Here is a 21,189-nt window from a genome sequence, read left to right as displayed (position 1 = left end):
CCTCTACTCCCCCTCTAACGACGATTTGTTATAAATGGTGAAGGCGCTCTTGCGGTATTCATTTGGTGTGGTCCCTTCCAGCTTCTTGAACATCCGAATGAAAGCATTCGCATTATTGAATCCGACGAGTTTGCCGATATCAGACGCTGTATAATCGGTGCTAAGGAGCAATTCCTTCGCTTTGTCAATGCGTAGGCGGTTGATATAATCGGTAAACGTGACGCCCTGATGCTTCTTGAAGTATTGCGATACATAGTTCGTGTTCATATGAAATCGTTCGGAGATTGACGTTAAATTCGCTTCAGCCAGATTAGAGGATATGTACTCCAGCATGCCGGTTATGGCCTGAGACGATTGCTGCTGGGAATGGACCTGAGCTGTTACATTCTCATATACGCTACGACAGGCTTCTTCAATTCGATGTGGATGATTGAGCGCATTGACGTATGCAATCATCTCACCCGCAGGCATTCCGAACATTGCTTCCTCGTCGATTCGACGGTTATACACCGTTTCAGCGGCGAAATAGAGCAGATCACTTACGAATTGCCGGAATACCGCAAATCGCATCTGCTGGCTTCTCGCACCTTCGAACAGCTGATCGAGCAGCACTGAAGCGCCATCCACATAGCCGTTCTCTAAATATTTGCGCGCTGTCTCCTTCACATCCGAGGAGAAAATAGCGCCAATCGTGCCGGGCGTACTGGTTGATGCGTGGTAAATCATAAGGTTCTCCCCTACGCTGCGCATATCGAGTATATCAATTGCTTCCTTATATGCTTGCTGAATATTCTCTAGCTTATCGAAGACTCTACTTATGCCAACCGTAAGACTGATCTCACCTGCCAATTCTTCTTCATAAATGGATAAGAGTGGGTGCATCTGTTGTGACACGAAAAGATCGATTGATTCATCATCCTGCTCCTGCAAGAACAACACCATCTCAGTGCTGGTTAAATCCAGGACGGGTTTGTGAAGTAGAGTCATACGCGTATGAAGCTCAGCCGCTTGTAGTTGATGATCTCTTGCGAAATCAGACCTAACGACAGCAATCGCAAAGCTGCCGCCTCCGCGAAAAAACTCATATTTCTGCGACAGCCGTTCAATGTCATCCTTGTTCAATTGCTGATGAAGTGCTCGATACAAAAAAATCTGCAGCAGTGATGGCATCGACTCCTGATGGGATTGATGCAATGTCGTAATGCTCTCTTTGATATAATCGTATTCGGATTTGTTGCTCTCGAAGGGGGCTATGGCAAAGCGTTTGACAACATGAACCATCTCAGCGAGCGGCGAATATATGCCACGTGAGAATACAACGGAAGCAACGACCCCAACCAGCATAAATAAAGCGATGACACCTATCGTCATATACAGGAACTGATAGACCGGAGCCGTCAACACCTTCTCAGGCGTTACGACGAGAAAGCCGAGGTTGTCCCAGGAAGAAGGGTGATAGGTTAATATATAATCGTCGCCATGAATCGATATTTCTGATTCGGACAATCCACTTGTAGCATTGAGTTGAAGCTTCCCGATGTCGAACGTATCGCCGAGCTTATCGCGATCGGTTGCACTAATGATGCGATTGTGGAGCGTATCGATTAGATAAATGTCGCCTTTTTTGGTGATGTTCATATTGTTGATCATTTGATAGATCTTCTGTTCATCAATATTAACAACCATATAGCTGCGTGATCCGACCACGCTCTCTATGTTAAGCACTAGCGGGATAATGGTCTTGTATTTTTTCTCACTTCCCGAACCGCTCTCCCTGTACACATCCGTCGCCGGCAGAATGGTCGATACAATGCCACGCTTGAACTGCTCGTCCCAGAAAGCCAATGGATAATCCTTGAATCGGTAGTGCTTGCTTAAGTAGAACGCGGGTTCATAGGAGCCGGATCCTGCTAGGATCGTGTTCAGGTTGGAAAAATAAATATAGGAATCGTCCACGGCGCTATCGCTTACGAAAAGGTCATACAGCTTGCTGCTTAGCAAATACGCCGTTGAAGCGTATTGGATTTGTGACTTGTCTCTCATGGATAATAAATTCAAATAGCTCGGATCAGACGAAATGCTGTACCCCTGGTCCTTCATTTTGTCGAGTAAGCCGTCGAGTGAAGACGAGGCCGCGCGCAAATAGTTACTGTTTGCTTCACGAGCATCATCGATCATTCGATAATTCGAATAAACGGCAATGGTACTGGACGAGATGAGGAGCAACACAATCAGCACGAAGAAACGCAAAAAGATGGCAATTAGCGTTCTTTTCTTCATTTGGGCTGTGGCCTTACGGGGAAACGCTGTGACCCAATGCTTCATAGGGACCCTCCCACCTGGAAATGAATGCGCATACATCTAGTTGTAATAATATAACACAGGTATTGGAACATGTACTACAAAAAATGGATATACAAAAAGGCAGCAAAGACTCCGCTTGAAGCTTCACTGCCTTATTCAATGGTTGGTATTGATGAAGGATTACCGTACAGGAATTGGAGATCCGATGCCTGTAATCCTACATTCATCTCCCGCTTGCAGATCAACACGGAACGATTCACCAGCCGTGCAATTGATCTCATTAGATCGATCCCCGATGATAATCAACAGACCTTCACAGCCAAAATCGTTCTGGACTCGGAAGGAGCCACCTCGTTCTGCACGCAGCTTGATATAATCTAGCTTACCTCCACTTAACCTTGCCGATAAGAGTACACCCATTTCGCCCCTGAAATCGCGGAACTCGGCTGTGCGATCAGCCCATGCTGCTGGAATTGCCGGGAATACGCGGATCGTTCCTTCATCCACCTGCAGCAGCATATCCTGCAGGGCACTTACTGCCGCGAAGTTGCCTTCCAACGTAAAAGGGCGGTAATGGAACATGCATACCCCCGCATGCTTGTAATCGCCGTTCAAATGGAAACCATTCGGTGAGCATGTATAACGCCACATTTGCTGCAAATGATAGAGTGCGGCTTCTCCATTCCCTTGCCATGCGTACATCGCTGCCGCCCAAGCAAATGAATAACCGACCCATTGGCCTTTGCCTAGCACTTCCAAATGAGAGATCGTCTTATCGACAATGTCGCGATCGCGTGTCGACGCGTTCCGATTGAGCAGTTTCAATGGGAATATGGACATCATATGTGAAAAGTGACGATGGCTCTCCGTCAATGATTCCTTCAGGTTGATCATCAGTACGCCGTCCTTGTTACTAGCAAGCTCTGGCAGATTTTCGAGAACATCTGCCCATTGTTCGGCGTCATCGGCGTAATCTAACTGTCCGGCCATATCTCTCAGACGGCGGAACAGATAGATTAACAGGGACAAGTCATAGTTACTCATGGGATCAAGCCATGCCTCTAACCGGTTATCATGGAACTCCGGCGAGCTTGATAACGGCAGCCTCAGCTTGCCATCTTCGCCTGGCACGAGCCAGCGCTGGACGCATTCCGCCGTTTCTCGGAAGTACACATAAGCTTTATCGCGCAGAAATTCTTGATTCCCCGTGCTCAGCCAGTAATGATCGAAGGCCTGGCACAACCAAATCTGGTTCGTAATGCTCAAACTGTACATCGGCCATCCACCCATCGCCCCACCAGTCAGGGTCATCACTGAAGGGAGATTGATGCCAGGCGCATCATAGAAGCGCTCGGCGAATCTTCTTGCTTCCGGCCGCAAGTTCCACAGAAAATCGATGAAGCTCTCCCCTTCTTCGAGATGGTTAGCCTTCAGATAATGCCAATAGCTAAGCTGCGTATTGAGATCATGATGGTAATCACCTTTCCACGGGGGAAGCTTTCCTTCATCGGCAGTCCATACCCCTTGCAGAGGCATCGGCGGCGCTCCTTTTCGGGAACAGGAACCGAACAGATAATTGTTCAGCACCCACATCTTCTCCGCTTCTTCATCCGGCAAAGTGATGGAGCTCTGAGCCCAGTATCGAGCCCACCATTCGACATGCTCGACGAACGCGGCATCATACCCGGTCTCCAGAGCCGATGCGGTCTTCCGTTTCGCCATCTCCAACCAATCCATGCCATCGTGGTTCGTGGCAACCGTATATACGGCTATACGCTCCCCTGCAGCTGAATGGCCTTCTGCTACGACAATAGCGTATTCGAGTTCATGCGCGGTATGTTGATGGAACCAACGCACATGACCTTCCGCATGCTGTGAAGCAGCCGGGTAACCAAGCCGAGTCAGGCTTGAATGAAATACAAGGTTCGCGTTGTCATCCTGCTGGGCGCCAACATAATCCGGTGGAACGATGTCCAATCTTCCTGCTGCTTCCGGATCACCGACAATTCGAATATAGCCAAGGCCATTCACAGCATGCAAGTAACTGGACACCGTAACGGTACGATCCCCGAAGGTCATCTCGATATTCGCACATGCTTCCTGTAGAACTAGATTACTTATGATCTGATCTGCGGGTTGTCTGAAATTCAGCTCCAAGCGACCGGCCGGAAGCTTCGTCGGATACGGATATTTTTCATAAATGCGATCGAATCGGTTCAATAGCCCCTCTTGATCGCCCCGCTTCACGCAATCAATCATTTCAGCATACGTGAACCCCACCTCATGCACTTCCGGAGCCAGCCGGAGATCCCATAGATCCCCTCGGTCTAGACTGAATCTGAGCGGTGCGCCGTTCCCCCATAGGAGACATCCCGTTAATCCATTGCCAAGCGGCAGCGCCTCATCCCACCTTGCGATTGGTTGTTCGAATAGAAGATCATACTTGTTCACTTGATAGAGCCTCCCCATCCGTCTTACTAGCAGATAGAGCAAACCGTCTGTATCAGATCAGACGGCGCCCATTAAGCTTGTCATCGTTCTATCAGTCAGCCTGTTATTGTTGTACTTTATCGTTATACAATTTTAGAATCGACTCATAGTCGCCCATCTTTTTGATCGTATCCTGGAATTTGCCCCACTCGGAGAAGTCCATTTCGCCTTTAATGAATTTTACGGCGCTTTCTTTGACATACGTCTCGATCGGTGTCATCGTATTGGCTTTCAGGTCACTTTCATCCTTCGTGAACATCATTTTTGGCGCATGATCCATAGGCGCAATCGATTCTTTGCCCCCGTACTTGTCTGAGGAGAACCAGTAGTTCTCCATCTGTGCTTTCCCATCATGGTAGAACATCACATCCGGGATCGACGTGTATTTGGCAATGCGCTCCTGTGGTGTAAATACGATACCCGGTCTCGTGCGCATCGATGCGGATACGCCTAATTTCGCGAGTTCACCAACAAAATCATCTGATTGAATCAGAGCTGGCAAGAACTGCTTCTTCCCGTCCTTCACCTCATAAGATTTGCCCTCCATCCCCCACATGAGCAAATCGACCATCTTGTCGCTGTACTGATAATCAAGCAGCTTCACAATCTGCTCCACATTCTCGGATTTCGCAGAGATCACTAGACCCGAGCCGTTGCTTAATCCCTTGCCTTTTGGCTCACTGCCATATTTCCAAGCCTTACCGTATTTCGGATTGTCAGCACCCATGGCTAACGTCCATGTCACGCCAGCCTGCTTGTTCGCATTGAAATCAGCTACATACCCTGACCATAGCAGAGGATAGATAAATGATTTACCCGAGGTGGCTTTGGTCTTGGCCTCATCCATATTGTCGGACCAATAGGCCGGATCCAGCAGCTTCTCCTTATACAGCTTGTTCAGGAATATCAAAGCCTCCTTATAAGCCTCTTCCGTTGGACCGTATACATATTTCTCGCCGTTCCAATAAATGTTCCCTGCGGTATGATTCGCGCTCAGGATGCCGTCATACTCTAAATATTGCTCACTCTGTCCTACGGGATAGGCATCCGGATACAATGCTTTCAACTGTTTGGCTGCATCATACAATTCATCGAGTGTCGTCGGCACCTTAATATTATGCTTCTGGAAGACGTCGAGGCGATAGGCTGCGGCATATTGGCTTGGCTCTATGTCTGTCGGATTCGTATAGCCGTCATAGAATGCGAACAACTGTTTATTTTCGTTCATCAAATATTGCTCGTTGTTGCCTGTCGCATCGATATATGTTTTATAATTTGGCATCTTATCTATATGCTGTGACAAGTCTACGAACAACCCTTGTTCTCCGAATTTGATAATATTATCTTGACCCCGCACCAGCATGACGTCTGGAATATCGCCGCTCGTCAGCATGACCTTCGTCTTCTCCGTATATTCGGCCCACGGAATGCGTGTCCAATCAATTTTGACTTCAGTCCCTAGATAATTCTGGATTTCCTTCTCGTATTCCTGCTGCACAGTCGTTCCCGTCGGATCGCCTCCGAAATGCGGAATCACAACCTTTAAATGCAACGCATTGGCCTTGTCGGAACTCCCCTTGTCTTCTGATTTCGATTCACTTGTGCCTGATTCTCCGCTGCAGCCGCTAAGATACGTCGTAATTAGCAGCAGCGCCATCAACATGCCCATTAACGTTTTTTTCATGTCAACTCTCCCCTATCCTTTTATTGAACCTACCATAACCCCTTTAACGAAATACTTCTGCACGAACGGATAAATACACAGAATCGGAGCCATTGTGATGACTACGGCAGCCATTTGAATGTTCTTCGGGTTGATTTGCCGATTTTGGATCATCTCTGTTGCCTGTTCGCTGCTGCCATATCCCTGCTGCGTGAAAATAATGCTGCGCAAGAACATTTGGAGCGGATAACGATTCTCGTCCCGCAAATAGATGAGTGCGCTGAACCATTCATTCCAATGCCCGACAATCGTGAACAAGGCGAATGTAGCGAGCAGCGCCTTAGACAGAGGCAGATAGATTCGAAATAGAACCGTCAGGTCATTCGCGCCATCCATATACGCCGATTCACGCAGCTCGCTCGGGATGTTCTGGAAGAAGGTACGAAAAATGATGACATTATAAGCACTGATGCAGCCCGGCAATACCATCACCCAAAACGTATTAAGCAGGTGAAGCTCTTTCATTAACAAATACGTCGGAATCATGCCGCCGCTGAAGAACATCGTTACCGCGAGGAAGATCGTAATCGGCTTTTTGATTCGGAACTTCGATACCGTAAGCGGATAAGCCATGAGCGAAGTCAGGAGCAGCGTCAACAGCGTGCCTACGGTCGCATACATGATGGTATTGGCGTAACTCGTATACAGAAGCCGCTTCTCAAATATGATCTGGTATCCCTTGATATTGAAACCTTTCGGAAAAAAACTCACTTGACCGAGCGCAATAAAATCCGCATGGCTGAGCGAAATCGATATGACATGCAGCAGCGGGTATACCGTGATGATGATCAGCAGCAGCATGAGTCCATAGTTGAATACGTCGAACAAGCGGGAACCTAAGCTATGTTTAAACCCCATCTACATTCACCTACCATAAACTTGTTTCTGAAAATTTACGTGACAAACGGTTCGTTGCCAGAACGAACAGAAAGGAGACAACGGACAGCATCAATCCGACGGCAGCGCTGTATTCGAATCGTCCTCCCTCTAGACCTACTCTGTACACGTATGTACCAATGACATCGGCCGTCTCATAGGTCCCTGGGTTGTACATCAGCATGACCTTCATGAAGTCGGTGCCCAGAATGCCTCCAATGGATAAGATGAACAGGATAATCGTGGTCGGCATAATGGCGGGAAGTGAGATGTGTTTCATTTTCTGCCAACGATTCGCCCCATCCATCGAAGCAACGTCATACAATGTTGGATCGGCATTACTGAGTGCAGCCAGATACAGAATCGTGCCCCAGCCGATACCCTGCCAAATCCCGGACCCTACGAACAATGTGCGGAAATATTGCGATTCCGTAATAAAGTTGACGGGTTCCTTCCCGAACCAGCATGCGATCGTGTTGAACATACCGTCCAACGAGGTGAATTCCTTGAGCATGCCTACAATAATCACGGTCGAAATGAAATGAGGAAAGTACGATACTGTTTGTACGAATTTCTTGAATGCAAGCACTCGAATTTCATTCAGCAGCAGTGCGAGTACGATGGGAGCGGGAAAACCGAAAAATAGACTGTATACGCCAAGGATTAACGTATTTTTGACGGTTCGCACTGCAATGGGATTGTTAATAAATTCATGGAAATATTTAAATCCCACCCACTCGCTTCCCCATATGCCTTTAGCCACATTATAATCCTTGAAGGCGATCAACACGCCGTACATCGGGAAATATGCGAATATGAGCACGATGAGGAACCCTGGCAGTACCATGAGATATAAGTACTTTTGTCTCCAAAAGGATTGGAGGAATGGACTTTGATTCTTAGATCCATGCGGATCTACTAGCTCACCTGTCATAGCAGCGGTCTGATTTCTCATGAAACTCACCTCCTTTTATGTTGTTGAATTGGACTAGAACATACACAAGATATATGATAACGCTTCCATGAATCAATGGATAATAGATTAGAAGATATCGAAAATGTTAGATCTGGCCATATACAATATGTTAGTTGCTTTAGTTCGAGGGATATAACAATAGCAAAAAGAAGGACCTCCCCACTTACAAGAAAGGATGTCCTTCTGATTTCAATAGGTATTGTGCAATTGGAGATTTAAACTCCTTTATTACGTTCCATTGCAGTATTCGCGAATGATCTGTTCCTTGATCTCTTCGACCGGAAAATCACCAGGATACGTCGTCATCATCAACATTGCGCCTTGGAGCGCGGCAGAGAACTGTAGTGACTTCATGCGAGGTTCCTTCACGCCTTGCTGTTTGAATATCCGGCATTGAACCTCGAACTGCTTGCGGGATTCGTCGTTCAACATTGCACTATAGGTTGCTAGGATATGATCGTCTTCCGGCTGCGTCTGCAAATTCAAGTAAAATCGATACACCTCAGGTCTGCGGTATACGTTATTAATCGCTCCTTCGACGATATGACGAAGCTGGTCACCCGGCGTCAATAACGCAGCGGCGTCTTCCATCACTTCCTTCACTTCTTCGATCCGAATCAGGACCATCGCGGCAAGCAGCTCTTCTTTTCCTTTGTAATAATTGTATAGTAATCCTTTTGAGATCTGAGCCAGTCTGGCAACATCATCAATTGAAGTGGCATGGTAGCCCTTTTTAACGAAAAGCGCCATCGCTGCATGATGGATTTTTTCTTTCGCAGCTTGTCGTATACGCTCATTCTCTTCCGGCGTGCGTGGCATGATAAATTCATTCCTCCAGAAATTCAGTAATATGACGACATAGCTCTTCAGGATGTGTCAGTGTCGGCATATGATCAGCTTCTTCAATCTCGACAAAACGAATATCAGGGACAACCTGATATAGCTCAGCAATACGGTGAAGATCAGCTGCATCCTTCTTACCAATCACGAAGCAGGTTGGGACGGCAAGATCTCCAAGTCGTTCTATCGCCGGTGGCTGCGGCCATACCGATTCCCATGTTGCCCATTCCATCATTTTCGTAATGTTATGCTTCCACATTTGCACCGTAAGTTCCTGCTCAGGACTTGCCATCACGACGCGGTATGAGCAAGCCTTTAATGATATTTCCATCATTCGATCAACATTCGGGGCTGCTGCTCGTGTCTCTTCCATCCTTTCCGAGAATGCTTCACTAGGGGTAAATCCGGATAAATCAGGACCAATCAGTACCAGCTTATTTACTCGCTCTGGATAAGTCAGGGCAAATTCAGTTGCAATCCTTCCGCCTATCGAGTGACCGATAATGGTAGCTTGATCTAGCTGTAGATGGTTGAAGAAAGCAAGCAAATCCTCTACATAGTTGGCTGGTTCCGTTGGAGATGGCGATTCCCCACACCCTCGACCATCGAAAGCAATAACCTGGTAATGCTTCGCCAGAATAGGTGCCACATACGTCCAGTCCCTTATATCAGCTCCTCCGCAGTGTACAAGAACGACTGGTTTCCCTTCACCTGTTACCTCATAGTACAAATCCATCCGCGATCCCTCCATAAATGATTGAATTGGAATATACTTACATTTTATTATTGAATGAACGTTTAGTCAATAGAAAATTAGTTAGCCAATGGAACAAAAAAACAGGCACTTTCCCTCATGGGCGTATGTGCCTGTAATTACATTAAATCTATAAGTTATATAGCCTTTCAAGTATCCATTCCGCACATTCATCAGGTGTATTTACACTGGTATCGACTGTGCAGAGGTATGTGATATGCTCTGCCATGATGTCGTGTTGCCAATCCGATTGGTCTACGGATCGGTCGCCACGCTGGATATTTCGTTGCCGACATATTTCCAATGGACAATACACCTCAACGATATGTAGAGGGGAACCCTTAAATATTTCTTTGACTTGTTCATAGTGTGGTTTAAGTTCGGGTTTCTCCACTAATATCCCATCAATCAATATATTCTTTCCACAATCAGAAAATAATTTTGCCGTTCGATACATCATCATAATGGCATCACTTAGATATTTCCAATAATCTTCCTTCAGATACTTATCACCAATCATTTGTTCGAATAGGTCATTAGCTACGACATAATAGAATGCTTCAGATTTCGATTGGATTGCATCTACGATCGAGGTTTTCCCTGAGCTTGTGACCCCATTCAGAAATACAATCTTCCCTTTCTCCACTCATTCGGCCTCCACATTCGTTGGAAATAGAGTCATTTGAGTAACGATCTGCCAGTTTTAATAGCAAATGCATAATCTTCTCGTCCGTTTTCACTAGCAATCCGGCTGGCTCTCTCCCAATCATAATCTATCATCACATGCTCAATGCTCATGCATTGATTTGTTCGATGAGCAATTACATATTCAGCATAAGGGGTGCCAGATTCCATGACATGCGGAAAAGGAAGCTCATCATCGTAGGCTGGCAGCCCTACACTACCCGCGTTTACGATCAACTTGCCGTTCGGTAAGTTGATCGATTTGAACACATGACTATGACCGCAGAAAATAAAACTTTGTGTTATATTTCCGAGTTCTATCATCAGTTCATTCGGATCTTTAAGTCTAACGCCATTTTCGTCGACATCCTCCAACAAGTACTTATCATTTACAAATGGTGTCCCGTGACAGAACAGAAGATCATCGCATCTCCAAGTCGCTTGATAAGAAGATCTGATCCAATTCTCGATGTCTGTATTCAAAAATGGTTTTACAAATTGAAACGTAGCAGATGGACTGTACGCTTCCAGAAGAATTTGATCGCAATTCCCCATGATATGGATGATGGTCTGATTCTCCATTAATAGCCTTGCTGTACCCAAAGGGTCGATCGGTCCGAACAAACTATCGCCTAAATTCACGACTTGGTGAATCTCGCGCGCTGAAATATCTTTTAATACTGCTTCTAATGCTAGGCTGTTACTATGAATATCTGAAATAATTGCGATTGACTCTTGCATAATTTCTCTCCTGTTCTATGATGAAAAAAATAACTGCCACTTCCCTCCCATGGAACATGGCGGTCTCTACTAGATGCGTTCAGCATGCTGTTTGTCATGATAGCTCAGCAATTCAACTGGTATACATAGGTACCGTTGTCAGAAGTCATTATCATCATGATATATATATTCATTAGATAAGATAACACGTAATTTTGTCAATGTTTGCCACGAGTTCGTTATTTAAGAGGTTAACTAAGCTGCGGTAAACTGTACAAACTCTGCAGCTTCAACTGCACTGGCATGGGCACCGAACACGGCCTATACCTTTGGCACGTTAGTGACATATAATGGATCCGTCAATGAATGCCGTCAAAATCATACATCCTTGGTTGGCTGGGAGCCTTCGAATGTTCCTGCATTGTGGTTGCTGAACTAAGTAAAAATCCACGAGGACCTCTCCTCGTGGATTTCAGATAATTAATTCATGGAATTCCTAGATGGATTAACCACTTGATTCAACATCAACCGAAGGTCTTCTGCATCCGGATCGATTTGGATAGCTAATTCCAAGACCTTCGCTGCATGAATTGGGTCACCATGATTAAGGAGACTCTGAGCGATGTAACGGTAGCTATAATCATTCTCCGCGGGGACAAACCCCAGAGTTGTCCGTTGATCCATACTAGACTTGTGCTCGTTCACAGCAGCCGCAATGCCTTCTGCAGCCAAAATACCAGTCACATGCATGGTGAGTGAACGCGGAATGACCCGAACTTGCTCTCCTAACAATATATCCAGAATAGCATTGTTGACCGAATCGAGTCCGAGGTAGTCCGTATTGAACATGATGGTAACCGCTATCCCCTTCTCAGGTAAAATAACCAAATTGGAGCAAAAACCAGTATCCATCCCTGAATGAGCTTTGGCATCAAACCCTCTATACTGCCCCATGAACCAACCCAGACCGATATGACGGAAGTAACCAAAGTCACCAGCCGGTGCAATTTCTTCCCATACCTTCTTCACGCTGGACTCTTGCAGAATCCTCGCTTCGTCCGCACAGCCTCCGTTCAAGTAAGCCATCGCATATTTGCAGGATTCTGCAGCACTAGTCAACAGCGTTGAGCTTGGACCATGGGCACGATTATATGGGAATACACTGCTGACCTTGGCCCCGAACTGCGGACTCATCCCCATAATATGCGGTGTTGCCAATAACTGCTCGTTGACACTTGGCTTGAAAAAGCTGCTGCTGTTCATCCCTAGTGGATTTAGAATATTCTCTTTCATGTATTGCTCAAAAGAGACGCCGGATACTTTGGCAATCAGATCGCCAAGGATCTCAAATGCGATATTGCTATAAGCATATTTGCCGATGCCTGGTTCCCACATCAATTGATGGTTGGAGATGCCGCGAACATATCGTTCGAGCGCTCCATCATCGAACTGCGGGCGATCCCATTCATAATCATCCTCATCCGGCATTCCTGATGTGTGGCTGAGCAGATCCCTCACTGTAATATCGCGATAGCGCTCGTCCTGCAATGAGAAATAAGGCAAGTACGATAGAACCTTCTCATCAAGAGCTACTTTTCCTTGCTCTACCAACTGCATGATAGCAGTAGCCACGTATGTTTTGGATATAGAAGCCATATGAAACAAGGTGTTTCCGTCAACAGGCTCCCCTGTTTCTTTGCTCTTCACCCCGAAGCCTTTCGCATAGATCGGCTGCCCATGATATACGATGCCTACGGCCATGCCAGCAGTGGCGATGTCACGTTTCATATAGTCACTCAGCAATAAGTCCAGTTGTTCTGTTATCTGTTGATATTCTTGCATTTCTGGCTCCCCCTTCGATCAGTTCGTTGATATTATTGTCCGTCACGCATTAATTCAATTCTAAAACGGCGCAAATGATATAAATAGGTTTAATATCGTTTATGATTATTTTCTACACAATCTGCCAGCTCTTTCTACCCTCATTTATGGATCTTGCCACTCGTCGCACAAGGATTTGATGCATTATATTCATTAGACAAGTTGAGTATGTTGTTGGGATAATCAATATCCTCGGTTATGCCCATCTATGGTAAGATGATCTCATCTTAACTAACTTCCAAACAATGGAATGGGGAAAGTATATGTCTAGAGACGATTTGAAGAAGCTTATTGAACGGCGCGAAGAAGGACGATCTAAGCAAGATCAAGAGATTTTAAGTGAGGTTCGGAGGGACTTGTTAGAACTACTTGCCGATCATCCGGATGATGCGGAGATCAACTATCAAACCGGGATCGCGCATGACAATTCTGGCTTGGGTCGTGAGGCCATACCTTTTTATGAGCGAGCACTAGAGCGGGGCATATCGGGGCCGGATTTGGAGAGATGTCTCATGGGCTTGGGAAGTACATATCGCTATTGGGGGTTCTACGAACAAGCGGTAGAGACGCTGCGCAGAGGTACTAAGGAATTCCCAGAGAATCGAGCCATTCAAGTATTTCTCGCCATGGCACTCTACAACAGTCATAGCTACAAGGAAAGTGTTGAGCTGCTGATCACGAATTTAATGGAGACCACCACGGATGAAAAGCTTCATTACTTTAAACGAGGTATTTTGGCTTACACGGAAGATCTTGATGAAAAAGCTGAATAGCACGTAAAATGTAAGAAGACCCTTCGGATTGAACCGACGGGTCTTAACTCTTGTTTCAATTTCGATACGATTTTATGAAGACGACGCTTCGCGAATCGCTCGCTGCGCTAACATCGCTATAACAGTATCATCCATCGGGGGATTATGAAGTCCAGCGCGGACATCGCGGTACATACGTTCCAGTGGCAAACTGCGCGATAGACTTGATCCGCCCACAACACGCATCGCTAGATCAACAATCCGCATAGCGGAGTTCGTCGCTATTGTCTTGGCTAGCCCAAGCTCCGGCTTCATCGCTGCCCGCTCTGATGGTAGTCGATCCCAGCGATCGGCAACACTATAGAGCAATGTGCGCGCTGTAATGCGTTCAGATTCCATTTCTCCGATTTTCTGCTGGATATGGGGCAACTCCGCAATCGGGCCGGGTAAGCTGTTGGGACGATATTCCGTTGCAAACTTCACCGCAAAATTCCGTGCAGCCCAGGCAATCCCAAGATAACAAGCGGGGACATGCAGGAGCCCTCCGCCGTGATCAGACATACCCGGACTTACCGCTCCTTCGTTCTCACAGATATCGATTCTATGCTCTACTGGCACAAATACTGCATCAAGCACCAGATCATGACTTCCAGTCCCACGCATACCTAACGTATCCCAGGTCTCATCTATGCTTACCCCCGGGCCTTTTCGTACGTAAAACGTGCCAGTCCGTTCTTCATCTTCTACAAATGCAGTGACAGTAAATTGATCCAAAATCGGAATCAGTGAACTGAATGTTTTACGGCCGGACAATAGATAGCCGTTTTCCGTCCGTAAAGCGGTGGTCAGAGGTCGCCCTCCACGGCTTGGGCTGCCTGTAGCAGGCTCACTCGCAAATTGGTTGATCATCGCCCCGTCTTCGACAGCTCTTCTGCAAAAATCAGCGTACAATTCCCGCGGCCACGACTGTTTAATACGTAACTGGAGTACCTGACTGACATGCCAGCCTAAAGCGAGCGCCGTTGATCCGTCCCCCTTGGCAAGCCGTTCTTGGGCAAGGATCATCTCATACAAGGACGCTTCTTCACCACCGAATTCCTGCGGCACGGTTAGTGCTAAATAACCTGCTTCCTTCAAATGTTCAAAATTTTCAAAAGGAAATGACCCTTCACGATCATGCAAGGAAGCGTGTTGTTCCAATATCTCAGCAAGCTTCTCAGATCTTAAAGCTATCGCATGTTCACGTTCGTTCCTTACAAACGGATCCGATTGAATCGAGTACATATGGCATTCTCTCCCTGCTTCTTTCATTCCTTATATTGTATACCCGAATAGTCTGAATTGTCTAAGGTCCAATTTCGTACTTTTCCTAAATCAACATAAACACACCTCCATGTCAGTCATGGAGGCAGCTCTTCTTAGGATATTAACCTATTAATAGCCTGAGATACAAAAAATCTGTATTTATCATGCATCATTTTAACGGTCTCTTCATCTAAGCCCCATTCGGAAAATCTACATAGGCGTAATGCAGCGAATACATCCCAATAGGCTAAATGCGAATAATCAACTGTCGGCATCATGGCTTGATAATGATTCGTGAAGCAATTCATAGCATCCTCTCCGAAATGGAAAAGAATTTCTAGACGACCATTGGCTAGATCCGCTAACGGATCACCTACTGCTGCATCTTCCCAGTCAATTAACGAGATTAGCTGGCCATTGTTCCACAATAAATTACCTGACCAAAAATCTCCATGGAGGATGGCAACTTTATTGCATGATGGCGATCGCAAAAAGGAATGGATCTTTTCGAGCGTATCCGAATTATTCAGTAAGCTATCCATGCGTAATAAATCTTTTACTAGCAATATATTGTAATTCTCAATTTGCTGCGGCAGAAAAGATACGTCCACGCAGGAGCAATCGATACGATGAAGTTGTGATAACGCGACTGCGAGTTGATATGTATATTCGTTCATATTGGAAGGTGCGAAGTTCGTCTTACCTTCAATGAATTCTATAACTAAAGCGGGTTTGATGAATAGTTCTCCATCTGGAACCAAGTAATAAGGCTTCGGTACAGCTACGCTCTCGGAATGCAATAGGTTCAAGAGCTTGAATTCATCTGCAGCGAGATGTGGATTGCGTTGTAAATCGAGATCGCCATGCTCACGAACGATCAACTTGATGATGTGTCCATCAGATTGCAAGATTTCAAGCCCCGTTACCTGTGCGGAAATCCCTCCTTTTAACACCCATGTGCGTAGCAACTGCCACGCTGTATTCATTCGATGAACCAATGTGTAAAACTTTTGATCTTCTTGTACCATCGTCATGATCTCCTTTAAGCAGCTTCAATACCATATAAAAACATATCGGAGCTTACTGATCCCGTTGCGGCTTGCTAGCTTCTCGCCTTATTTCTCTTCAATGGTAAAGGAGTGGAAGCGCGTCTCGAAACCACCGCCTTGTGCGGTTGGGCTGCAGCAGTAGATACCCACTTTTACAGGATTACGATGTGGATCTTCGTGTAAATGAGCGATTCGGATCTGCTCCCACGCCTCAGGGTTACCTGGGGTTTTAGTTAATAGGGTATAATCGCTACCTTTCCGTTCAACACGAAATGCCAACGGCTGCGTCACAAGTGCATTGTCATAGTTCCTCGTAGACCAGTCCGAATAACCGTGATTGGTAACGACAGCCCCTAGATGTGACGGACCAACTGGGATGTACTCAAGTGACGTCTTCAACCAGCAGGAATCCGATACCATCACGAACAGTCCCGCTTGATCATAGGTTGACACAGGCTCCATGCTAAGCGAAATCTCGGCGATGAAATCCGTCGTAACGGACTCGTACAAGACATGACCGTTCATCACTTCAAAGTCGTAATGGGTTTTCAACCAGAAATCCGTTTCGGGTTTCGATTGGATGAGTAGAGAATCATTTGTAACACGCCAATGAGCCGGCTCATTCATGATGGTAAGCTTATCAATGGATGCTGGTATGTAGGAATTAATCATGGCAACATAACCTCCGCTTCTTTTCATGGCTACCATTGTACTACAACGGCGTTAAAAAACCAGCGTTCTATGGTATAATGATCCTGTTCTACTATAAATTTCTTATCAATATAGGAGGGTTACCCAATGAAAAAGAGATCCATTAAAAGCTTGTCTTCGGGGATTGGGTATTCTACAGCTGTCTTTTTCTAGAATGGTTGACTGATTGTCACTTCATTACTTCCTAACGAAAAGGAGAACATTCACATGATGAACAATCGTCAACCTATCATACAACGTTCGAATCCTGACAATATTGCCAAACCTGTAGGCAGCTACAGCCATGTAACGAAAATTAGCCGGAATGCGGAGATGTATGTATTTTCCGGTCAAATCGGGATCGATAAAGACGGGCAGATCCCCGAGACGTTCAATCTACAAGTCACCAATACAATGAACAATATTGTTGATATTCTTACCTCTCAACAATTAACTCCTGATCACGTCGTTAAGGTTAACATCTGGGCTACAGAAGAAATCGATTGGGATCATTTCTATGACATTTGGAACCGTGTATTTGGCCCCACTCCCCCATCTATGACCATTGCTTACGTTCAAGGATTAGGATTACCAGCATTGAAGATTGAATTGGATGTCTGGGCAGCAGGCTGAATTGATCATCGGAAATAAAAAAACAAAGGGCTCTAAAGCCTAGCGTTTACGCTAGGTTCTAGAGCCCTCCGTATTATAGATGAGATCCACCACTTGCATCAATGCATTGACCGGTTACCCAACGACTGTCTTCAGATGCAAGAAAGGCTGCGATATCTGCGATATCTTCTGGCTCTCCCCATCTGTTGAAGGTTGACAAGCCAGCGGCATATTTCTGACCGCCTAGATCCTGCAAGGTACCGGCGTTCATCTCTGTATTGATAATGCCTGGTTGAATGGCATTCACTGTAATCTTGCGGCTCCCAAGCTGCTTAGCCAAGGCAAGTGTTAACGTGTCAATTGCACCTTTGGACATGCTATAGGTGAAAACACTCGGTGATGCCACGCGTGTAACGAACGATGAAATATTGATAATACGCCCACCATCCTTCAGACGCGGCAAAGCTTGCTTCGTAATAAAAAACGGCCCTTTGACATTCATGTTCATCACCTCGTCAAAAGAATTTTCCGTTGCCTCTTCCATGGTTAAAATTTGCCCGATGCCAGCGTTATTCACTAGAATATCAAACCGATGATCACCTGTGCGTTCCCGTAGGACATCATCTAATTTATCATATAAATTATTAATACCATTAATTAAACTCAAATCAGCACCAAGCGTGAATGCCGATCCTCCGTTTTGCTCGATTTGTTGGACAACTTCCGCTGCCGCATGATGTCTTCTTCCGTAGTGTACCGCCACGACTGCACCTTCTTCTGCTAATCGAAGCGCGATACCTCTTCCTATCCCCCTGCTTGCACCAGTTACTAAAGCTACTTTACCTTTCAACCTACCCATTCTCTCATCTCCTTATGTGAATGTCATTTTTAGTTATATCACAAGGCGATTTTCGAAATGTTGCTCTCTCATTCGGTATGGCATTGATAATATGACAAAAGCTGGAGAATAAATCTTCTATAAAATGCCATGATAAATGTGGAGAAGCGATACGTTTTTTTAGGAGGTTGAGGAAAATAAAAACAAAAATTTCATTTATACAGTCCGTTATGATCATTATGCTGAGTACAGGCCTTCTAAATCATGTCATTATTATTCCTATCATATTGGACGCAGCTAAACGTGACGCCTGGATTTCGGTACTGCTGGCAGGCGCATGTGCGTTGATTTGGATTTTTATTCTGCACATCGGCATCACCAAAATCAATAAACAGCATCTTTTCGAATGGCTGGCCAAAGCTTATCATCCCTTCGTGGGCCACATGTTTGCGGCAGCAGCCGGGGTATATCTGCTTGTTATCTGTATGTTTACGACCAGAGACACCGTCTATTGGATCCATCTCACCTTCGCTCCGGAGACGCCCATATTGGTACTTTCCAGCATATTTTTATTGATTTCTGCACTAAATGCTTACATGGGTATTTATTCTCTCGCTAATACCGCCAGCATATTGCTGCCCTTTGTCGTTGTTTTGGGCTTTTTTATCATGATATCCAATACGCCTCATAAGGATTATTCCTTATTAAAACCAATACTTGAGCATGGAATGCAGCCAGTTTGGGGAGGAGCCATGTATGCAGGAGTCGGCTTTGTAGAGGTCATTATGCTCTTCTTTTTGCAACACCACATCAAGTCGCAACTGTCATATCTTTCCTTTATGATTATGATCCTGATTATCTTGGGTCTCACCATGGGTCCGATCATTGGCGCAATTGCTGAGTTTGGTGCGGACGAGGCTGGTAAGCTCCGATATCCCGCATTTGAAGAATGGAGATTATTGACGATTGGTCGATACATTGAGCATTTGGACTTTTTAAGCGTATACCAGTGGTTCAGTGGGGCCTTTCTAAGAATATCTCTGACCATGTTCCTGTTTCTCGATGTTTTCCAAATTCAAAGCCCTAAGGTGAAGGCTTGGGTGCTCGGATGTATTTTTTTAGGTGCTGTACTGTTCACAGCCATTCCTATTAGCGACCAGTTCTTTCTGAAAATGATATCTGCTTATGTTCTTCCCTTTTCTATTTGGGGAATTGTGATTTTTTCTGTCGTTATAACGGGGCTGATTAGCTTGGCCTATCGAAAGGGGAAAGTAACATCATGAATGGGTATGGTCAGAAGGAATCTCACCCGTTTGAGGATGCGCTATCAAAACTATTCGGTTCGAGCTCAGACGTCATTAAGATGACGGTTACTTTGTCTAAATCAGACCGTGCAGTCCATCTGGTTTATTGCCAAGGGTTGTGCGATGTGAACAAAGTAGAGCAAAGCATTATACCCGAGCTAAAAAATATCCCGGAACATATCCTCCGATCATATGAACTGGATCTTCCGCAGAAAGTCCCATTTCACATGACTCCTATTCAATCAGATCAAATGGAAAATGCGATGCGAGAAACCGTTCTGAATGGGGATCTATTTCTTCTATTTACGCCTTCGAATCATTTTTACGCTGTGGCTCTGGCAGATCCCCCCAAAAGACAACCGGAGGAGCCCAATACGGAAGTATCAACGAGAGGCCCAAAAGATGGTTTTACGGAAGAACCCTTTACCAATATCGCTCTTATTCGAAAGAGGCTCAAGACCGATTTGTTGGCGGTCGAAGAATTCACGATTGGATCTCAAACGGCAACTAAAGTGCATCTCTTATACCACAAGGACATGATCGACCCTGATGTTCTAAACGAAATTAAGGCGAAACTGACGAATATTCAGGTCGAGGGGCTTGTGAGCAGCTCTCAGCTGGAAGAAATTCTAACCGACTTCTCATTTTTTCCGTTGATGTCTTACACCGGCAGACCGGATTTCGCCGTGAATTCACTGCTTCATGGTAAATTTGTCATTAATATAGGAGGTTCTCCTACCGTGATCATTGCACCCGTGAGCTTTAATTATTTGCTAAACACTTCAGAGGATGCACATCTGGTGAATATCTTCGTTGCTTTTACAAGGCTGTTAAGGGTGTGCGGCGTGATGCTTACTTTGTTTTTGCCGGGGTTCTGGATCGCGCTTACTACTTATCATTCGGATCAAATCCCCTTTACATTGCTTGCAACCTTAGTGAATTCGAGACAGGGTGTGCCTCTTCCCGCTCCGCTGGAAGCAATCGTGTTGCTGTTTTTGTTTGAGATTTTCCGGGAAGCGGGCATGAGAATGCCTTCCGCATTCGGTCAGACATTATCCGTAGTGGGTGGGTTAATCATCGGACAGGCAGCCATTAGCGCCGGCATTGCAAGTCCAGGTACGATTGTCGTTATTGCGATTTCAGTACTTTCCACCTTTACTTTAGTGAATCAGTCCTTGGTCAGCGTCGTCAGCTTGATTCGGATTGCCGTGCTCATGATTAGCGGGCTTCTTGGATTGTTTGGTACTTTAATATGTCTGTTGGCCATGATTCTCTATCTGGTGAATTTGCGTTCATTCGGGACCTACTACCTAACCCCCTTAGCCCCACATCATTTCAAGGACATGTATAAAGTTATCTTTAGAATGCCATGGGGAAAGAAAAAATAACGA

At 45.6% G+C, this 21,189-nt stretch carries 18 protein-coding genes and 1 pseudogene; 5 read left to right on the top strand and 14 right to left on the bottom strand.

Annotated features, from left to right (window positions below):
* Positions 1-3: 3 nt before the first annotated feature.
* From C558_RS0121320 to C558_RS0121280, 9 genes are all read right to left on the bottom strand, one after another.
* The gene (locus C558_RS0121320) at positions 4-2,325 is read right to left on the bottom strand and encodes a helix-turn-helix domain-containing protein (RefSeq protein WP_018758334.1); all 2,322 of its coding nucleotides are present in this window, start codon (positions 2,323-2,325) and stop codon (positions 4-6) included.
* Between the two features lie 159 nt (positions 2,326-2,484).
* Positions 2,485-4,755: a glycosyl hydrolase family 95 catalytic domain-containing protein gene (locus C558_RS0121315; protein WP_018758333.1), complete on the bottom strand. Its 2,271-nt coding sequence runs from the start codon at positions 4,753-4,755 to the stop codon at positions 2,485-2,487.
* A 103-nt stretch (positions 4,756-4,858) separates the two neighbouring features.
* Positions 4,859-6,478, bottom strand: coding sequence for an extracellular solute-binding protein (locus tag C558_RS0121310; RefSeq protein WP_018758332.1), 1,620 nt, complete (start codon positions 6,476-6,478; stop codon positions 4,859-4,861).
* A 12-nt stretch (positions 6,479-6,490) separates the two neighbouring features.
* Positions 6,491-7,375, bottom strand: a complete 885-nt coding sequence (locus C558_RS0121305; RefSeq protein ID WP_018758331.1) for a carbohydrate ABC transporter permease — start codon at positions 7,373-7,375, stop codon at positions 6,491-6,493.
* Positions 7,376-7,385: 10 nt separating this feature from the next.
* Positions 7,386-8,348, bottom strand: coding sequence for an ABC transporter permease (locus C558_RS0121300; RefSeq protein WP_018758330.1), 963 nt, complete (start codon positions 8,346-8,348; stop codon positions 7,386-7,388).
* A gap of 249 nt (positions 8,349-8,597) precedes the next feature.
* Positions 8,598-9,188 (bottom strand): TetR/AcrR family transcriptional regulator, encoded by a 591-nt coding sequence (locus C558_RS0121295; protein ID WP_018758329.1) that lies wholly within the window; start codon positions 9,186-9,188, stop codon positions 8,598-8,600.
* A gap of 7 nt (positions 9,189-9,195) precedes the next feature.
* Positions 9,196-9,945, bottom strand: a complete 750-nt coding sequence (locus C558_RS0121290) for an alpha/beta fold hydrolase (RefSeq protein ID WP_018758328.1) — start codon at positions 9,943-9,945, stop codon at positions 9,196-9,198.
* Between the two features lie 148 nt (positions 9,946-10,093).
* Positions 10,094-10,609 carry a phosphotransferase-like protein gene (locus tag C558_RS0121285; RefSeq protein ID WP_018758327.1) on the bottom strand — a complete coding sequence of 172 codons (516 nt, stop codon included), beginning with the start codon at positions 10,607-10,609 and terminating at the stop codon, positions 10,094-10,096.
* A 32-nt stretch (positions 10,610-10,641) separates the two neighbouring features.
* Positions 10,642-11,388, bottom strand: a complete 747-nt coding sequence (locus C558_RS0121280; RefSeq protein WP_018758326.1) for a metallophosphoesterase family protein — start codon at positions 11,386-11,388, stop codon at positions 10,642-10,644.
* A 277-nt stretch (positions 11,389-11,665) separates the two neighbouring features.
* Between C558_RS0121280 and C558_RS34785 the strand changes: the two are divergent.
* A pseudogene (locus C558_RS34785) lies at positions 11,666-11,806 on the top strand (carbohydrate-binding protein); the annotation flags it as partial.
* Between the two features lie 41 nt (positions 11,807-11,847).
* Here C558_RS34785 and C558_RS31580 read toward each other — a convergent pair.
* Positions 11,848-13,209 carry a serine hydrolase domain-containing protein gene (locus C558_RS31580; RefSeq protein ID WP_018758325.1) on the bottom strand — a complete coding sequence of 454 codons (1,362 nt, stop codon included), beginning with the start codon at positions 13,207-13,209 and terminating at the stop codon, positions 11,848-11,850.
* 302 nt (positions 13,210-13,511) lie between these two features.
* Here C558_RS31580 and C558_RS0121270 point away from each other — a divergent pair, with 302 nt between their 5' ends.
* Positions 13,512-14,021: a tetratricopeptide repeat protein gene (locus C558_RS0121270; RefSeq protein ID WP_018758324.1), complete on the top strand. Its 510-nt coding sequence runs from the start codon at positions 13,512-13,514 to the stop codon at positions 14,019-14,021.
* 72 nt (positions 14,022-14,093) lie between these two features.
* On the opposite strand, the gene C558_RS0121265 is transcribed toward C558_RS0121270, so the two are convergent.
* The 3 genes from C558_RS0121265 to C558_RS0121255 form a co-directional block, all read right to left on the bottom strand.
* A complete protein-coding gene (locus C558_RS0121265) occupies positions 14,094-15,284 on the bottom strand; it encodes an acyl-CoA dehydrogenase family protein (RefSeq protein ID WP_018758323.1) in 1,191 nt (396 codons plus the stop codon).
* A gap of 134 nt (positions 15,285-15,418) precedes the next feature.
* Positions 15,419-16,333, bottom strand: coding sequence for a phosphotransferase family protein (locus C558_RS31575; RefSeq protein ID WP_018758322.1), 915 nt, complete (start codon positions 16,331-16,333; stop codon positions 15,419-15,421).
* Positions 16,334-16,420: 87 nt separating this feature from the next.
* The gene (locus tag C558_RS0121255; protein WP_018758321.1) at positions 16,421-17,026 is read right to left on the bottom strand and encodes a DUF1349 domain-containing protein; all 606 of its coding nucleotides are present in this window, start codon (positions 17,024-17,026) and stop codon (positions 16,421-16,423) included.
* A gap of 246 nt (positions 17,027-17,272) precedes the next feature.
* Between C558_RS0121255 and C558_RS0121250 the strand changes: the two genes are divergently transcribed.
* On the top strand, positions 17,273-17,677 hold the full coding sequence (locus C558_RS0121250; RefSeq protein ID WP_018758320.1) for a RidA family protein: 405 nt from the start codon (positions 17,273-17,275) through the stop codon (positions 17,675-17,677).
* 73 nt (positions 17,678-17,750) lie between these two features.
* On the opposite strand, the gene C558_RS0121245 is transcribed toward C558_RS0121250, so the two are convergent.
* Entirely contained in the window at positions 17,751-18,515 is a 765-nt protein-coding gene (locus tag C558_RS0121245) for an SDR family oxidoreductase (protein WP_018758319.1), read from the bottom strand.
* 167 nt (positions 18,516-18,682) lie between these two features.
* On the opposite strand from C558_RS0121245, the gene C558_RS0121240 reads away from it, so the two are divergent.
* A complete protein-coding gene (locus C558_RS0121240; RefSeq protein ID WP_018758318.1) occupies positions 18,683-19,777 on the top strand; it encodes a GerAB/ArcD/ProY family transporter in 1,095 nt (364 codons plus the stop codon).
* Positions 19,774-21,186, top strand: a complete 1,413-nt coding sequence (locus tag C558_RS0121235; protein WP_018758317.1) for a spore germination protein — start codon at positions 19,774-19,776, stop codon at positions 21,184-21,186. Before C558_RS0121240 ends, C558_RS0121235 begins: the two co-directional genes overlap by 4 nt.
* The last annotated feature ends 3 nt before the right edge of the window (positions 21,187-21,189 follow it).

The sequence above is a fragment of the Paenibacillus terrigena DSM 21567 genome (assembly GCF_000374845.1).
Classification (GTDB): domain Bacteria; phylum Bacillota; class Bacilli; order Paenibacillales; family Paenibacillaceae; genus Paenibacillus_K; species Paenibacillus_K terrigena.
Note: the sequence above shows the minus strand (reverse complement) of the source record. Positions and strands in the feature narration are given on the sequence as shown.

What these genes read in the sequence shown, in the direction of transcription:
- C558_RS0121245 (WP_018758319.1), bottom strand. Translation starts at nt 18,515, where the DNA reads ATGGGTAGGTTGAAAGGTAAAGTAGCTTTAGTAACTGGTGCAAGCAGG.
- C558_RS0121295 (WP_018758329.1), bottom strand. Translation starts at nt 9,188, where the DNA reads ATGCCACGCACGCCGGAAGAGAATGAGCGTATACGACAAGCTGCGAAA.
- C558_RS0121280 (WP_018758326.1), bottom strand. Translation starts at nt 11,388, where the DNA reads ATGCAAGAGTCAATCGCAATTATTTCAGATATTCATAGTAACAGCCTA.
- C558_RS31575 (WP_018758322.1), bottom strand. Translation starts at nt 16,333, where the DNA reads ATGGTACAAGAAGATCAAAAGTTTTACACATTGGTTCATCGAATGAAT.
- C558_RS0121310 (WP_018758332.1), bottom strand. Translation starts at nt 6,478, where the DNA reads ATGAAAAAAACGTTAATGGGCATGTTGATGGCGCTGCTGCTAATTACG.
- C558_RS0121300 (WP_018758330.1), bottom strand. Translation starts at nt 8,348, where the DNA reads ATGAGAAATCAGACCGCTGCTATGACAGGTGAGCTAGTAGATCCGCAT.
- C558_RS0121320 (WP_018758334.1), bottom strand. Translation starts at nt 2,325, where the DNA reads ATGAAGCATTGGGTCACAGCGTTTCCCCGTAAGGCCACAGCCCAAATG.
- C558_RS0121290 (WP_018758328.1), bottom strand. Translation starts at nt 9,945, where the DNA reads ATGGATTTGTACTATGAGGTAACAGGTGAAGGGAAACCAGTCGTTCTT.
- C558_RS0121255 (WP_018758321.1), bottom strand. Translation starts at nt 17,026, where the DNA reads ATGATTAATTCCTACATACCAGCATCCATTGATAAGCTTACCATCATG.
- C558_RS0121235 (WP_018758317.1), top strand. Translation starts at nt 19,774, where the DNA reads ATGAATGGGTATGGTCAGAAGGAATCTCACCCGTTTGAGGATGCGCTA.
- C558_RS0121265 (WP_018758323.1), bottom strand. Translation starts at nt 15,284, where the DNA reads ATGTACTCGATTCAATCGGATCCGTTTGTAAGGAACGAACGTGAACAT.
- C558_RS0121250 (WP_018758320.1), top strand. Translation starts at nt 17,273, where the DNA reads ATGATGAACAATCGTCAACCTATCATACAACGTTCGAATCCTGACAAT.
- C558_RS0121270 (WP_018758324.1), top strand. Translation starts at nt 13,512, where the DNA reads ATGTCTAGAGACGATTTGAAGAAGCTTATTGAACGGCGCGAAGAAGGA.
- C558_RS0121305 (WP_018758331.1), bottom strand. Translation starts at nt 7,375, where the DNA reads ATGGGGTTTAAACATAGCTTAGGTTCCCGCTTGTTCGACGTATTCAAC.
- C558_RS31580 (WP_018758325.1), bottom strand. Translation starts at nt 13,209, where the DNA reads ATGCAAGAATATCAACAGATAACAGAACAACTGGACTTATTGCTGAGT.